The sequence below is a fragment of the Saccharothrix mutabilis subsp. mutabilis genome, from assembly GCF_039521145.1.
Taxonomy (GTDB): domain Bacteria; phylum Actinomycetota; class Actinomycetes; order Mycobacteriales; family Pseudonocardiaceae; genus Actinosynnema; species Actinosynnema mutabilis.
The window spans coordinates 482,749-496,595 of the sequence record NZ_BAAABU010000002.1; the positions used below are offsets into that span (position 1 = coordinate 482,749).

Here is a 13,847-nt window from a genome sequence, read left to right on the forward strand (position 1 = left end):
ACCCCGCCCCGACACCCCCCGGAGACCCCCTCCGACCGCCGGGAACACCGGACCACCCCCGCGCCGGCCCCCGCCCGGGAGCCGTCTCGACCGGCGGATGGCAAGCCGCACAGGGCATCCACGCCCGACCCGCCGCCGAATCCCCACCGATCGTGTGTCACCCGCCCCGGTCTGGACCACGAGCCGGGAACGATCACCACCCACCGACCCGATGTGCCCGCAATCACGCCCCGCGACCGCCGTGACCCGCGCGGACCACCGCCGGGGTCAGGATTCGGCCGGAGCCTCGCCCTCCACCGCGGCCACCTGGCAGCCGCCCCGGCGCTTGGCCAGGTACATCGCCGAGTCCGCCCGCGCCAACGCCTGGTGCGCCGACTCCCGGGGTCGCACCGAGATCACGCCCACCGACAGCGTCACCCCGCGCGACAGGTCGCCCGGCAACGCCGCCACCGCGTCCACCGCCCGACCCAGCGCCGCCTCGGCCGCGTGCAGCGGCGCGCCCGGCAGCAGCACCACGAACTCGTCACCGCCGTACCGCGCCACCAGGTCGTCCCCGCGCAGCGCCTGCCGCAGCGTCGACGCGATCACCCGCAGCACGTCGTCGCCCTCGGCGTGCGAGTGCTTGTCGTTCACCACCTTGAACCCGTCCAGGTCGACCAGCGCGATCGCCATCGGGTGGGTCTGCGCGCTGATCAACGCGCCCAACCGGTCGTCCAGCGCGCGCCGGTTCGGCAACCCCGTCAACGGGTCCTGCAACGCCTGTTGCGCGATCGCGCCGTGCGCGCGGGTCAGGCGCTCGTGGTCACGGCGGGTCACCAGGGTGGCGGTGCGGGCCTCCTGCATCTGCCACAGCTCCACCTCCAGCGCGTTCGCGTACGACTGGAGGGCCGACGTCGTGTGCTCGCCGTGCGGGCCGGACAGCTGCGCGTACTCGCGGACCAGGCACAGCATCAGCGTCGGCTCGGACGTGTCGTGCTCCAGCCGCGCCCGCGCGTCCGCCAGCACTTGGAGCGCCTGTTGCGGCAGCTCCTCCAGCGCGAGGCAGCGGGACAGCGCGATCGACACGATGATCAGCTCGCGCGCGTACATCGACAGCTCGCGCAACCGCCACAGCGGCGCGATGTGCTCGGGCCCCGGCTTGGCCAGGGCGTGCGCCGCGCCGATGATCGGCACCTGCTCGGACGCCGCCCGGTCGCGCCGGCCGGGGTGCAGGGACTCGCGGAACGGGCCCTCGACGGCCTCGGCGATCGCGGACGCGGTGGCGAACTTGGTCGCCGCCTCCTCCAGGTTGTCCACCCGCTCCAGCCGCAGGCCCCAGCCGATGAGCATGCGGGCCCGGTTCATCAGGTGGATGTAGATCAGGTGCGGCCCGGCGCTGTCCCGGATCGCGTTGTGCGCCCGCGCCAGCACCTGGTCGGCCATCTCGTAGACGCCGAGCTGGGTCAGCACCAGGCCGGTGCTCTGCAACGCGCTGGCCAGCAGCCGGTCCCAGGTGCGCTTGTCCAGCATCGGGTCCGGGGCGAGGTCCTCGTCCAGCATCGCCAGGCCGCTGGCGACCTCGGTCAGCGCCTTGTCCTCGAACCCGCCCAGCAGGTAGCGCCGGCCGCGCAGCGCGTGCGCCTCGGCCTCCAGCACGACCAGGCCGTGCCGGCGGGTGTGGGCGAGCAGCTCGTCCAGCATGGAGTCGGACATGTCCACGAGACCGGGCGTGACCAGCCGGACCACCGCCGCCGCGCGCAGCAGCTGGCCGACGATCCGCGGTTCGCCGCGGGCCTGCGCCTCGGCCAGGAGCTTGTCGACCTCGTGCGTCGCCTCCAGCTGGTCCGAGAGGTGGCTGCTCTGGGCCACGGCGACAAGCTCGCTCGCACGGCCGACCAGCCACGCGTCGGACATCTCGTGGAGCGCCGGCACCACGTTGCCCTGCTCGTCGACCGCTTCCTCGTGCAGCGACTCACACCCCCATGCAGACGCAGGGTCACCGGGCCGGACGCCCCGGCTCGGCCGCTATCGCTCCGCCACCAGGATTCGAACCTGGACCATCGGAACCAAAATCCGAGGTGCTGCCTTTACACCATGGCGGAACGGACGAGGAGCCCTCGTCCGCGCGAACACATGTTGTCACGACTGGTCCCGGTAGGTCAGCACGACCACTCAACTGGCCGCAATCTGTCGGTGACGCGATCATGACCGTCCGTGTTTCCGCAGCTCAGGACGGTTCGGTGAGAGAACCCACAAACTCGGTGACGGTCCTCTCGTACGCGGCCGGGTCCACGTTCCACGCCGCCGTGTGCTCCGCGGCGGGCACTTCGACGTACTTCAGCGGCCACCCGAGGGCGTGCGAGGCCGCCGCCAGGTCCCGCGACGCCGACACCGGCACGGTCCCGTCCGCGCCCCCGTGGAACAGCAGCGTCCGCGGCTTGTGCGCGGGCGGGTTGGCCACCAGGTCGAAGCGCTCGAACTCCAGGTCGGCCCGCCAGTCCGAGACCAGCTCGGCGACCGGCACCAGCTGCGTCGGCACGCCCCGGTTGCGCGACTGGAGTTCGAGCGTCTTGGTCCAACTGGTCACGGGCGCGTCCAGCACGACGCCGACCACCTCGTCGGCCTCCCCCGACCGCCCCAGGAACTGGCCGACGATCGCCCCGCCCATGGACCAGCCGTAGAGGACGACGTCCCGCGCGCCGTGGTCGGTCGCGTACCGGACGGCCGCCTCGACGTCCCGCCACTCGGTGTCCCCCAGGTGGAACAGGCCGTCCGGCGAGGCGGGCGCGCCGACGTCGTTGCGGTAGGTCACCGCGAGAACGGGTAACCCGGCTTCGTGCAGCGCGGGGAGCACCCGCAGTGCCTCGGCCCGGGTGCCGCCCCGGCCGTGCACCGCGACGACCCACGTGGGCGACGTGCCGGGCACCAGCCAGGCGGGCGCGTCGCCCAGTTCGGTGCGGATCGCGACCTCCCGGTGATCCAGCCCGTGCGCGGACCGGGGGTCGCCGGTCCAGACGGCCGTCTCCACGCGCACCTTCGTCCCGACCGCCGGCGCCGACCCGGCCACGACCTCCCGCGTCACGGCGCCGTTCGAGCGCCCGGTGACCTTGCCCACCCGCGCCGCGCCGTCCGGCCACACCAGCCCCCACGTGCCCGGCAGCACGCTGGCGCGCGACTCCGCCAGCGAGACGGTCCCGTCACCCACGGCGGTGACGGTGTCGGGGTAGCCGGGCCGCGCCCGGTCCGGCTCCAGCAGCTGGCCGCTGTAGTACCAGCCGACCCCCAACAAACCGCCACTGACCAGCAACAACAGCACGACGAGCAGGACGGCTGCGAGTCGCAGCCGGCGTCTGCGGCGAACGTTCGGCGTCCCCATCACCGAATGATGCGCCCGCTGTGATCGACACGCCCGAGATCCTGAGAACACGCCGTGAGTTTCGTCCCGGGTGTGGCGGGAGCAGCCCGACCTAACTTACGCTTCCGTAAGTTACGGTTCCGTAGGTAACCGTGCACGTGCCCCCGAAAACAACGAGGTAGACGTATGACCAGCACCCTGGAGAGCAGGCAGACGCCGCGCGGTCCGGAAGACAAAGGCCCCAAGCCGATGATCGACGGCCGACGCGGTCACGTGGAGCAGTTGGGTGTCTACGTGTTCGTGGTCGTGCCGTTCCTGGCCCTGATCGCGGCGGTGCCGTTCGCCTGGGGGTGGGGGTTGGGCTGGCTGGACGTCGCGCTGTTCGTGGCGTTCTACTACCTGTCCGGCCTCGGCGTGACCATCGGCTACCACCGGTACTTCACGCACGGCTCGTTCAAGGCCAACCGGGCGCTGAAGATCGGCCTGGCGATCGCGGGCAGCATGGCGTTGCAGGGCCCGGTGATCGTCTGGGTCGCCGACCACCGCCGCCACCACGCCTTCTCCGACCGCGAGGGCGACCCGCACTCGCCGTGGCTGTACGGCTCCGGCCCGGTCGCCCTGGCCAAGGGCTTCTGGCACGCCCACATGGGCTGGCTGTTCGAGCGGGACAAGACCAACGCGCAGCGCTTCGCGCCGGACCTGCTGGCCGACGAGGACCTGGTGAAGGTCGACAAGCTCTTCTGGCTGTGGACCACGATCAGCCTGCTCGCGCCGGGGGTCCTGGGCGGTCTGATCACGATGTCCTGGGCCGGCGCGCTGTCCGCGTTCTTCTGGGCGGGCCTGGTGCGCGTGGCGTTCCTGCACCACGTGACGTGGTCGGTGAACTCGATCTGCCACATGGTCGGCGACCGCCCGTTCGCGGCCCGCGACCGCTCCGCCAACGTGTGGGCGCTGGCGATCCTGTCCTTCGGCGAGTCCTGGCACAACCTGCACCACGCCGACCCGACCTGCGCGCGCCACGGCGTGAAGCGCGGCCAGATCGACACGTCCGCGCGGCTGATCTGGCTGTTCGAGAAGTTCGGCTGGGCGCGCGACGTGCGCTGGCCGACCGAGCAGCGCCTGGCCCGGATCAGCGTCAAGAAGTGACTGGTTCACCCGCCCCTCGCCGAGTTGGTGAGGGGCGGGTGTTTAGGGTGACCGGAGTGGCGGGACGACGGCGAGCAGACGAGACCCCGGTCCCGCGCGTGCGGATGACCGGCAAGGAACGACGCGAACAACTCCTCGACGTGGCCCGCGCGCTGTTCGCCGAGAAGGGCTTCGAGGTCACGTCGATCGAGGAGATCGCCCACCGGGCGGGCGTGTCCAAGCCGGTGGTCTACGAGCACTTCGGCGGCAAAGAAGGCATCTACGCGGTGGTCGTGGACCGCGAGATGCAGTACCTGATGGACCACATCGTCAACGCCCTGTCCGGCGGCCACCCCCGGGAGCTGCTCGAACAGGCGGCGTGCGCCCTGCTGGACTACATCGAGGGCTCGACCGACGGGTTCCGCATCCTGGTCCGCGACTCCCCCGTGGCGTCCTCGACCGGCACGTTCTCCTCGCTGCTCAACGACATCGCCTCGCAGGTGGAGTCGATCCTGGGCCTGCACTTCTCCCGCCAGGGCTACGACCGCAAGCTGGCCGCGCTCTACAGCCAGGCGCTGGTCGGCATGGTCGCGCTGACCGGCCAGTGGTGGCTGGAGGTCCGCAAGCCGAAGAAGGACGAGGTCGCGGCCCACCTGGTCAACCTGGCCTGGAAGGGCCTGTCCCACATGGACCACAAGCCCCGCCTGCGCACCCGCCGCTGACCCCGGCGGGGACGACCCCGGCGGGGACGTGCCCGGCGAGCGGGCACGTCGACCGGCGTCACCCCTCCGCGGCCTCGGCCGCCACCAGCCACTGCGCCTCGACGTCCTCGGCCTCGGCCAGCACCGACTTCAGCTCGGCGTCCAACGCCATCAGCCGCTCCGGGTCGGTGGCCGCCTCCGCCAGCTTGCCGTGCAGCTCGGCCTCCTTCTTCTGCAGCTGCTCCAGCCGCCGCTCCAACCGGGCCAGCTCCTTGCGCGCCGCGCGCTGGTCGGCCGCCGACGACGGGGCCTTCTGCACCGCGGCCGGCGCCGGGGCCGCCGCGACCGCCGCGTCACGGCGGCGCAGGTACTCCTCGATCCCGCCCGGCAGGTCGGTCAGCCGCCCGTCGCCGAACAGCGCCACCACCTGGTCGCACACCCGCTCGACCAGGTACCGGTCGTGCGAGATCACCACCAGCGTCCCGGGCCACGAGTCGAGCAGGTCCTCCAGCTGTTGCAGCGTGTCGATGTCCAGGTCGTTCGTCGGCTCGTCGAGCAGCAGCACGTTCGGCTCGGCCATCAGCAACCGGCACAGCTGCAACCGCCGCCGCTCACCGCCGGAGAGGTCCCCGACCGGCGTCCACTGCCGCTGCGACGAGAACCCGAACCGCTCGGCCAGCTGGGACGCCGACATCTCCTGCTTGCCCAGCACGACCCGCCGCGCGACCTCTTCGACCGCCTCCAGCACCCGCATCGACCCGTCCAGGTCGTGCAGCTCCTGCGACAGGTGGGCGAGCTTCACCGTCTGGCCCTGGATGCGACGACCGCCGTCCAGCTCCCGCTCACCGGCCAGCGCCCGCAGCAACGTCGTCTTGCCGGACCCGTTCACGCCCACGATGCCGATCCGGTCACCCGGACCCACCCGCCACGTCAGGTCCCGCACCAGCGTCCGGTCGCCGACGGTGAGCGTGGTGTCCTCCAGCTCCAGCACCGTCCGGCCCAGCCGGCGCTTGGCGAAGGCCAGCAGCTCGACGTTGTCCCGGGGCGGCGGCACGTCGGAGATCAGCGCCTCGGCGGCCTCGATCCGGTACCGGGGCTTGGACGTCCGGGCGGGCGCGCCGCGGCGCAGCCACGCCAGCTCCTTGCGCGCGAGGTTGCGGCGCTTCTCCTCCACGGCGTCGGCCAGCCGGGCGCGCTCGGCGCGGGCGAAGATCCAGTCCGCGTAGCCGCCCTCGTACTGCTCGACCCGGCCGCCCACGACCTCCCAGGTCCGGGTGCACACGGTGTCCAGGAACCACCGGTCGTGGGTCACGACCACCAGCGCCGTGCGGCGGGCCAGCAGGTGGTCGGCCAGCCAGCGGACGCCCTCGACGTCGAGGTGGTTGGTCGGCTCGTCCAGCACCACCAGGTCCAGCTCGCGCACCAGCGCCGCGGCCAGCGCCACCCGCCGCCGCTCGCCGCCGGACATGGTCCCCACGACCGAGTCCAGCCCCAGCGCGGTGATGCCCAGGCCGTCCAGGATGTTGCGCACGCGGGTGTCGGCCGCCCACTCGTGCTCGGCGTCGAACCCCAGCGGGTCGATCACGGCGTTGCGGACGGTGGAGTCCGGCGGCAGCTCGGTGCGCTGCGTGACGACCGCCATCCGGACGTCGCGCTGCCGGCTGACCCGCCCGTCATCGGGTTCGGCGACGCCGGCGAGCACCTCCAGCAGCGTGGTCTTGCCACCACCGTTGAGCCCGACGACGCCGATCCGGTCGCCCGCACCCACGCCCAGCGACACCGAGTCCAGCAGCGGACGCACACCGAACGACTTGGAGACGGTCTCCAAGTTGACCAAGTTGGCCATCAACACAACCTTCAGCTAGTTACGCGTGGACTTCGGGCGGCGTCGGCCGCGGGGTCTCCTCCGCCCCGACGACCCGCGCCCCGGGCACCGGCCCCTGCGCGACCCGCACCGTCCGGCACACGCCCGCCCCGGCCAGCTCGGCCGCCACGCGGACCGCCGAGTCGCCGTCCGTGCACAGGAACGCGCACGTCGGACCCGAGCCGGACACCATGCCCGCCAACGCGCCCGCGTTGACCCCGGCGCGCAGCGTGCGGCGCAGGTTGGGGCGCAGGGACACGGCGGCGGCCTGGAGGTCGTTGCCCAGCAGCAGCGCGAGCTGCCGCGGGTCGCCGGACGCCAGGCCCTCCAGCACGGCCTCCGCCGGACCCACCCGCGGCGGGTCGCCGTCGGCGCGCAACCGGTCCAGCTCGCCGAACACCTCGGGCGTGGACAGGCCGCGCCGGTCGAAGGCCAGCACCCAGTGGAACGTGTGCCGCGCGAGCACGGGGACGATCTGGTCGCCCCGGTCGGTGCCCAGCGCGGTGCCGCCGTAGAGGGCGAACGGGACGTCCGCGCCGATCTTCGCGGCCAGGCCCGCCAGCTCGTCGCGCCCGATCTCCAGCCGCCACAGGGCGGCCAGGCCGACCAGGGTGGCGGCGGCGTCGGCGCTGCCGCCCGCCATGCCGCCCGCGACCGGGATGGACTTGCGGATCACCACCCGGACCTTGGGGTCGTCCACGTCGCGCCCGACGTGGGCGGCGAGCGCGCGCACGGCCCGCCAGGCCAGGTTGGACGGACCGGTGGGCACGGCGTCCGCGCCCTCCCCGCGCACCTCGACCCCGGGGTCGTCGGCGACCGCGACCGTCACCTCGTCGGTCAGGGACAGCGCCTGGAAGATCGTGACCAGGTCGTGGTAGCCGTCCGCGCGCGTCTCCCCGACGGCCAGGTGCAGGTTGACCTTGGCCGGGACGCGGACGGTGACCGGTGGCGGAACGACGGCGAGCACATAAAGAGCCTACGGGTTGTGCCCAAGAATCGGCCGCGTGCCGTTCACCGCCTCGCCCGGCACCGCTCGTCCCCCCGGTGCCGCACGAACCGTGACGCCCCCCGGGCCTCCGGTGCCCCACGCACTGCGCGCCCCCGGCCGGAGCCGAGGGCGCGCAGGCACCAGGAACGGGTCAGACCGCGAGGACCGACCCGGAGAAGGTCTGCTTGATGTAGTCCTTGACCTGCGGGGACTGCAACAGCGCCAGCAGGTCCTTGATCCGCTTGTCGTCCTTCAGCTCGGCGCGGGCGACCAGGCCGTTGGCGTTGGGGTTGCCTTCGGCCTTCTCCAGCGCGAGGGCGTCGTTGGACGGCTTGAGGCCGGCGTCGATCGCGTAGTTGCCGTTCACGACGGAGGCGTCGGTGTCCTCCAGCGACCGAGGCAGCTGGGCCGCCTCCAGCTCCACGAACTCCAGGTTCTTGGGGTTCTCGGCGATGTCGCGGACGGTCGCGGTCTTCTCCGCGCCCGGCTTGATCTTGATCAGGCCGTTGTCCTGGAGGAGCCGCAGGCCGCGGGCCTCGTTGGTGGCGTCGTTGGCGACGGCCACCTTGGCGCCGTCGGGAAGGTCGGAGAGCTTCTTGTGCTTCTTGGAGTAGACGCCGAGCGGCTCGATGTGGACGGGGCCGATCCACTCCAGCTGCGCGCCGCTCTCGGACTTGAAGGTGTCCAGGTAGGGCACGGTCTGGAAGTAGTTGGCGTCCAGCGAGCCGTCGACCAGCGCGGTGTTCGGCTGGACGTAGTCGGTGAACTCGACGACCTCGATCTTGAGGCCCTTGTCCTTGGCCAGGTTGTCCGCGACGTACCGCAGCACCTGGGCGTGCGGGACGGGACTGACGCCCACCTTGAGCGCCGCATCCGGATCCGAAGCGGCACCGCCGGTCTGACCGCTCCCGCAGCCGACCGCGGTCAGCAGCACGGCGACGAGGGCGGCACTGATACGCCTACGCATGGGAAATTTTTCCTTCAGTCAACTAAAAATTTCAGTCGGGTGGTGGGTTGGACGATGACGGGCAGGCACGGCGTACGCAGCGCGCACGACGGGCGGGGACGGGCGGGCCGGACGCGACGGGCGCGACCGGCGGGACGGGCGGGACGGGCACGACGGGCACGGCGCACACGACGGCGTGACGGGCACGACGGCGGCCGGTTCCGACGCGGGTCGGAGCTGGGGCTTGCGGTTGACGCGGGCTGGGACTTGCGGCTCGGGCTGGGACTTGCGTGCCGACTCTCGGCCGGGGCGGGCGCTCCGACTCGGTTGGCTCAAGGGTTCGGGCTCGCGAGCCGGGGCCTGGTCGCCCAAGCTCTCGAACCGGTTCCGGCGCGCGCCGAAGCCGAGGAGGCTCAGCGCGTACCGGGGTCAGACGGTCGAAGCCTGGAGTCAGACAGTCGAGGCCCGGGGTCAGACAGTCGAAGCCTGGAGTCAGACGGTCGGGGCTCGGGGTCAGACGGTCGAGGCGTGGCGGCGGCGGTCCACTGCTCGGGACACCCGGTTCGAGATCAGCTGGATCAGCGTCGCGATGACCGCCAGCACCGCCACGGTCGTCCACAGGTACCGGTCGTCGAAGCGCTGGTAGCCCATCCGCACGGCCACGTCGCCGAGACCTCCACCGCCGACCACGCCCGCCAGTGCGGAGTAGCCGAGGATGGCGATCGCGGTGACGCCGACGGCGTTGATCATCGCCGGCAGCGACTCGCGCATCAGGACCGAGCGGACGATCTTGACCGTGGACGCCCCCGTGGTGACCGCGGCCTCCACCACCGAGAAGTGCACTTCCGCCAGGACGTTCTGCACCAGCCGGCCGACGAACGGGATCGCGCCCACCGCGAGCGGCACGATCGCCGCCGTCGGTCCGATGGTGTTGCCCAACAGCAAGCGGGTGAACGACATCAGCAGGATCAGCAGGACCAGGAACGGCATCGACCGCCCCAGGTCCACCACGAAGCCGAGCAGGTTGTGCACCACCGGCCTCGGCCGCAACCCGCCGGGAGCGGTGAGTTGCAGCCAGATGCCGACGGGAATGCCGAGCAGCACAGCGATCAGGGTGGAGACGGCCACCATGTAGAGGGTCTGGCCGGTGGCGACCAGGACGCCGTCGAACACAGTGGGCCAGGGTGTTGCAGACCTCACGCAGCTACTCCCTGCGGACCGGTCAGGGTCCGCCGCACTGCCCCACCCGCGTCCGCGATGAATTCGAGCGCCGAGTCGGCGCGTTCTCCGTTCAGGCCGACGCGGAACCGCGCGACCGGGGTTTCGCCGAGCCGGGTCAGGCCGCCGCCCAGCAGGTTCAGGTCGACCCCGAACCGCGAGGTGGCCTCCGGCAGCAGCGCGCCGACCGCGGCGAAGCCGACCAGCACCACGTCCGCGACGCGGTCGTAGGCCTTCTCGGCGGCCGGGTTCTGGTCGACGGCGGGCAGCAGCGACGAGGCCGTGCGGGAACCGGCGTCGGCGACCAGGTCGAGCACCTTGCCGTGCTCCACCACGCGGCCGTCCTCCAGCACCGCGACGTCGTCGCAGATCTTGCGGACCACGCCCATGTCGTGGGTGACCACGAGGACCGTCACGCCCAGCTCGGCGCGCGCCCGGTCCAGCACGGTCAGCACGGAACCGGTGGTCTCGGGGTCCAGGGCGGAGGTCGGTTCGTCGGCCAGCAGCACCGACGGGCTGGCGGCGAGGGCGCGCGCCACGGCGATGCGCTGGCGCTGCCCGCCGGACAGCTGGTCGGGGTACGAGCCGGCCTTGTCGGTGAGGCCGACCAGGTCGAGCAGCTCGGCGACGCGGGTGCGGCGCTGGGGGCCGGGGACGCCGGCGGACTCCAGCGGCAGCGCCACGTTGCCCGCGGCGGTGCGCTGGCGCAGCAGCGAATCCCCTTGCGGCACGACGCCGATCTGGCGACGGGCGTTGCGCAGGGCGGTGCCGCCCAAGGACACCAGGTCGGTGCCGTCGACGCGGATCGCGCCGCTGTCGGGGCGCTCCAGGAGCGCGACGCACCGGGCCAGCGTGGACTTGCCCGCGCCGCTGGGGCCGACGACGCCGAGGACGGTGCCCGCGGCGACGTCCAGGTTCACGCCGTCCAGTGCGCGAACCTGTCCGGTACTCCCGGGGAAGGTCTTGGTGAGGTTCTCGACAGTGATCACGTTTTCGCTCCACGACTGCACGCGGCAGCGCACGCTCGTGGCGTGCGCGTCCGGGGACTCAGCTCAGGTAGATGCCCCGCGCGGTGAGGCGCGTAGGGCGGCGAGGACTTGAGAAGGCGCCTAGGCTTCTAGTAGCTGCGACAGCCCGATACCGTGCGGCGGCCGTGGTCGACGACTCGCCGTCGAGTGAGCATTCGCATCCTGGGCACGTGATCCTCCATCGATCCTGGCTGAAGCACCTGCCCCATGGGGGGTGGTTGCTGCGGCGTCGTGGAGCCAGGTCTCTCGGCCGCTCGGGATGGCAGCACGAGTACACCCGACGGACCTGCCCGAACGCAAGCCTGGACGCGGATCGTTCGTCAAATCACACTTTCGGCCGAAAGATCACCGGCTAGATCGATGAGGCGGCTTCGGCTATCCGGACGAATTCTCCGACGTCCAGTTGTTCGCCCCGCGCGCCCGGGTCCACGCCCGCGCTGAGCAGCAGCTGCTCGGCTTTGGCGGCGGACCCGGCCCAGCCGGCGAGCGCTCCGCGCAACACCTTGCGCCGCTGCGCGAAAGCCGCGTCCACCAAGGAGAACAGCGTCTTCTGGTCCACTGTGGACAGCGGCGCGTGGCGCTCGAACGCGACCAGCGCGGAGTCCACGTTCGGCACCGGCCAGAACACCTGGCGCGACACCGGCCCGGCGCGGCGGGCGTCGGCGTACCAGGCGAGCTTGACGCTCGGGACGCCGTAGACCTTGCTGCCGGGACCCGCCGCCATGCGGTCGGCGACCTCCGCCTGGACCATCACCAGTCCGGTGCGCAGCGTCGGCAGTTCGGCCAACAGGTGCAGCACCACGGGCACGGCCACGTTGTACGGGAGGTTCGCCACCAGGGCGGTGGGCTCTTCGGGGAACCGATCGGCTGTGACCCGCATCGCGTCGGCCTCGATCACCGTGAGCCGCGAGGCCAACTCGGGAGCGCGCTCGGCTGCCGTCTGCGGGAGCCGCCGGGCCAGGACCGGGTCGATCTCGACGGCCACCGTGGCGCGACACGAGGGCAGCAGCGCCAGTGTCAGGGAGCCCAGGCCGGGACCGACTTCCAACACGACGTCGTCGGGTCGGAGATCCGCCGAAGCGACGATCTTGCGGACGGTGTTGGGGTCGTGGACGAAGTTCTGCCCCAGCTTCTTGGTGGGGCGGATGTCCAGCTCGGCGGCCAGCCGTCGAACGTCAGCCGGGCCGAGGAGCGCACTCCCCGGCCCGGCTGACGATGAAGCGTCACTCACAGGTGAAACCTACGGCAGGCCCAGCTTCTGCTGGCAGTGGGGCCAGGCGGAGTAGCCGCCGCGGGCGTCGCGGAGCTTGGTCGCGATGGCGATCTGCTGCTCGCGGGTGGCCTGGTGGGGGTACTCGGCGTACTGCTGGCCGCCGTACGCGTCCCACGTGCCCTTGTTGAACTGGAGGCCGCCGTAGTAGCCGTTGCCGGTGTTGATGGCCCAGTTGCCGGTCGCCTCGCAGTAGGCCAGCCGGTCCCAGATCTCGCCGTCGGGCGGGAGCTTGGTGCCGACCTTGACCTTCTTCGGCTTGGCTTCCTTGACGACCTTCGCGCCCAGCTTCTCGCGGTTGGTCTCCTGGCCGTTCTTGATCGTCACGCGGTAGGTGACGATCTGCTCGCCGGCCTCACCCGGGTCGAGGACCTCTTTCTGGCCCTTCATCATCGAGTCGTCCGGGACCTCCTCGACGGGCGGCGCGATGGCCTCCGTCGCGTTGATCACCGACACGCCCGTGCGGGAGATGTGGACCTCCGCGCCGTTGGTGATGCGCAGGTCGGCCGCGGTCTCCAGCTTGTCGTCCGGGCCCAGCGTGAGGTTGTGGGCCTTGAGCAGCTCGTCCACCGTCACGGCGGTGGTCTGGAGCTGCTGCGGCTGGTTGCCGCCGTCGTACAGCGTGATCGTCTTGAGGCTCTTGACCTCCAGCGACAGGCCGGACAGCGGGACGTCCATGCCGCGGTCGTGGGAGAGCCACGCGCCCTCGTCGTTGACCTTGAGCTGGTCCAGGGCCTCGTCGACGGTGACCGAGCGGACCCAACCCTCGCGCTGCTCGCCGTCGACGGTGAGCTTGACCAGGCGACCGCGGTCCAGCGAGATCTTGCCGCCGTCGGAGACCTTCGCCTGGGGGGACGGGCTGAGCGCGTCGTGCTCGCCGATCGTGATGCCCTCGTCGGCGAGGATCTCGCCGACCGTGGACTCGTAGGTGTGGACGGTCTTCGTCTCACCGTCGACGTCGACGGTGACGGCCTTGTCCATCGCGATGGCGGTGGCGCCGCCGCCGGAGATGCCCACCAGGACGGTGGCGACGGCGGCCTTGAGGAAGCGGCGCTTCCACTTCCCGGCGGCTTCGACCAGGGCGGCGGGCGGTGCGTCCGGCTTCTCGACAGCCAGGCCGCCGGCGACACGGTCCTGGGAGACCTCGTCCGGGATGATGATCGGGGGGAGGAGCGTCGTCTCGGCGTTGATGAGCTTGATCAGCTCGTCGACGTCGACGTTCGCGTTGGCCAGCAGTTCGTCCGCGTCGGGTCCGAGGACCTCCAGGACGTCGTCCGGCGTGATGCTGAAGACCGTGGTCTCCCAGTCGGACCAGTCCGGCTCGGGTCTGTCCAGGACATCGACGCTGGTCGATTTCACGGGCGTAAACCAGT

General features: G+C 71.7%; 11 protein-coding genes, 1 tRNA gene and 1 riboswitch. Of the genes, 2 read left to right on the forward strand and 10 right to left on the reverse strand.

All coding sequences use genetic code 11. The annotated features are described in order from the left end of the window. Positions 1-267: 267 nt before the first annotated feature. The 3 genes from ABD126_RS06100 to ABD126_RS06110 all read right to left on the reverse strand — a co-directional run bounded on the left by ABD126_RS06100 (position 268) and on the right by ABD126_RS06110 (position 3,355). Positions 268-1,914, reverse strand: coding sequence for a GGDEF domain-containing protein (locus tag ABD126_RS06100; protein ID WP_343932637.1), 1,647 nt, complete (start codon positions 1,912-1,914; stop codon positions 268-270). A 96-nt stretch (positions 1,915-2,010) separates the two neighbouring features. Beyond that, positions 2,011-2,081 (reverse strand) — tRNA-Gln (locus ABD126_RS06105). A 125-nt stretch (positions 2,082-2,206) separates the two neighbouring features. Further along, positions 2,207-3,355: an alpha/beta hydrolase family protein gene (locus ABD126_RS06110; RefSeq protein WP_343932638.1), complete on the reverse strand. Its 1,149-nt coding sequence runs from the start codon at positions 3,353-3,355 to the stop codon at positions 2,207-2,209. Positions 3,356-3,520: 165 nt separating this feature from the next. Here ABD126_RS06110 and ABD126_RS06115 point away from each other — a divergent pair, with 165 nt between their 5' ends. Both ABD126_RS06115 and ABD126_RS06120 read left to right on the forward strand, forming a co-directional pair. After that, entirely contained in the window at positions 3,521-4,480 is a 960-nt protein-coding gene (locus ABD126_RS06115; protein ID WP_343932639.1) for an acyl-CoA desaturase, read from the forward strand. A gap of 104 nt (positions 4,481-4,584) precedes the next feature. Beyond that, positions 4,585-5,181 carry a TetR/AcrR family transcriptional regulator gene (locus ABD126_RS06120; protein ID WP_121223234.1) on the forward strand — a complete coding sequence of 199 codons (597 nt, stop codon included), beginning with the start codon at positions 4,585-4,587 and terminating at the stop codon, positions 5,179-5,181. A 58-nt stretch (positions 5,182-5,239) separates the two neighbouring features. Here ABD126_RS06120 and ABD126_RS06125 read toward each other — a convergent pair whose 3' ends face one another. The 7 genes from ABD126_RS06125 to ABD126_RS06155 all read right to left on the reverse strand — a co-directional run bounded on the left by ABD126_RS06125 (position 5,240) and on the right by ABD126_RS06155 (position 13,833). Next, a complete protein-coding gene (locus tag ABD126_RS06125) occupies positions 5,240-7,006 on the reverse strand; it encodes an ABC-F family ATP-binding cassette domain-containing protein (protein WP_343932640.1) in 1,767 nt (588 codons plus the stop codon). Between the two features lie 19 nt (positions 7,007-7,025). Further along, on the reverse strand, positions 7,026-7,991 hold the full coding sequence (locus ABD126_RS06130; RefSeq protein WP_343932641.1) for a 4-(cytidine 5'-diphospho)-2-C-methyl-D-erythritol kinase: 966 nt from the start codon (positions 7,989-7,991) through the stop codon (positions 7,026-7,028). 172 nt (positions 7,992-8,163) lie between these two features. Beyond that, complete coding sequence (locus tag ABD126_RS06135) at positions 8,164-8,979, reverse strand: MetQ/NlpA family ABC transporter substrate-binding protein (RefSeq protein ID WP_343932642.1); 816 nt, start codon at positions 8,977-8,979, stop codon at positions 8,164-8,166. Positions 8,980-9,471: 492 nt separating this feature from the next. Then, positions 9,472-10,158 (reverse strand): methionine ABC transporter permease, encoded by a 687-nt coding sequence (locus ABD126_RS06140; RefSeq protein WP_343932643.1) that lies wholly within the window; start codon positions 10,156-10,158, stop codon positions 9,472-9,474. Next, positions 10,155-11,165 (reverse strand): methionine ABC transporter ATP-binding protein, encoded by a 1,011-nt coding sequence (locus ABD126_RS06145; protein WP_343932644.1) that lies wholly within the window; start codon positions 11,163-11,165, stop codon positions 10,155-10,157. The genes ABD126_RS06140 and ABD126_RS06145 overlap by 4 nt, the downstream gene beginning before the upstream one ends. Positions 11,166-11,379: 214 nt before the next feature. After that, a riboswitch (SAM riboswitch) is annotated at positions 11,380-11,470 on the reverse strand. Between the two features lie 86 nt (positions 11,471-11,556). Continuing rightward, positions 11,557-12,435, reverse strand: coding sequence for a 16S rRNA (adenine(1518)-N(6)/adenine(1519)-N(6))-dimethyltransferase RsmA (gene rsmA, locus ABD126_RS06150; protein WP_343932645.1), 879 nt, complete (start codon positions 12,433-12,435; stop codon positions 11,557-11,559). A 9-nt stretch (positions 12,436-12,444) separates the two neighbouring features. Next, positions 12,445-13,833, reverse strand: coding sequence for a resuscitation-promoting factor (locus ABD126_RS06155; protein ID WP_425542745.1), 1,389 nt, complete (start codon positions 13,831-13,833; stop codon positions 12,445-12,447). Positions 13,834-13,847: the final 14 nt, after the last annotated feature.

Excerpts from the sequence above, each read along its gene's own strand:
- ABD126_RS06110 (WP_343932638.1), bottom strand. The coding sequence starts at position 3,355 with ATGGGGACGCCGAACGTTCGCCGCAGACGCCGGCTGCGACTCGCAGCC.
- ABD126_RS06115 (WP_343932639.1), top strand. The coding sequence starts at position 3,521 with ATGACCAGCACCCTGGAGAGCAGGCAGACGCCGCGCGGTCCGGAAGAC.
- ABD126_RS06120 (WP_121223234.1), top strand. The coding sequence starts at position 4,585 with ATGACCGGCAAGGAACGACGCGAACAACTCCTCGACGTGGCCCGCGCG.
- ABD126_RS06125 (WP_343932640.1), bottom strand. The coding sequence starts at position 7,006 with ATGGCCAACTTGGTCAACTTGGAGACCGTCTCCAAGTCGTTCGGTGTG.
- ABD126_RS06135 (WP_343932642.1), bottom strand. The coding sequence starts at position 8,979 with ATGCGTAGGCGTATCAGTGCCGCCCTCGTCGCCGTGCTGCTGACCGCG.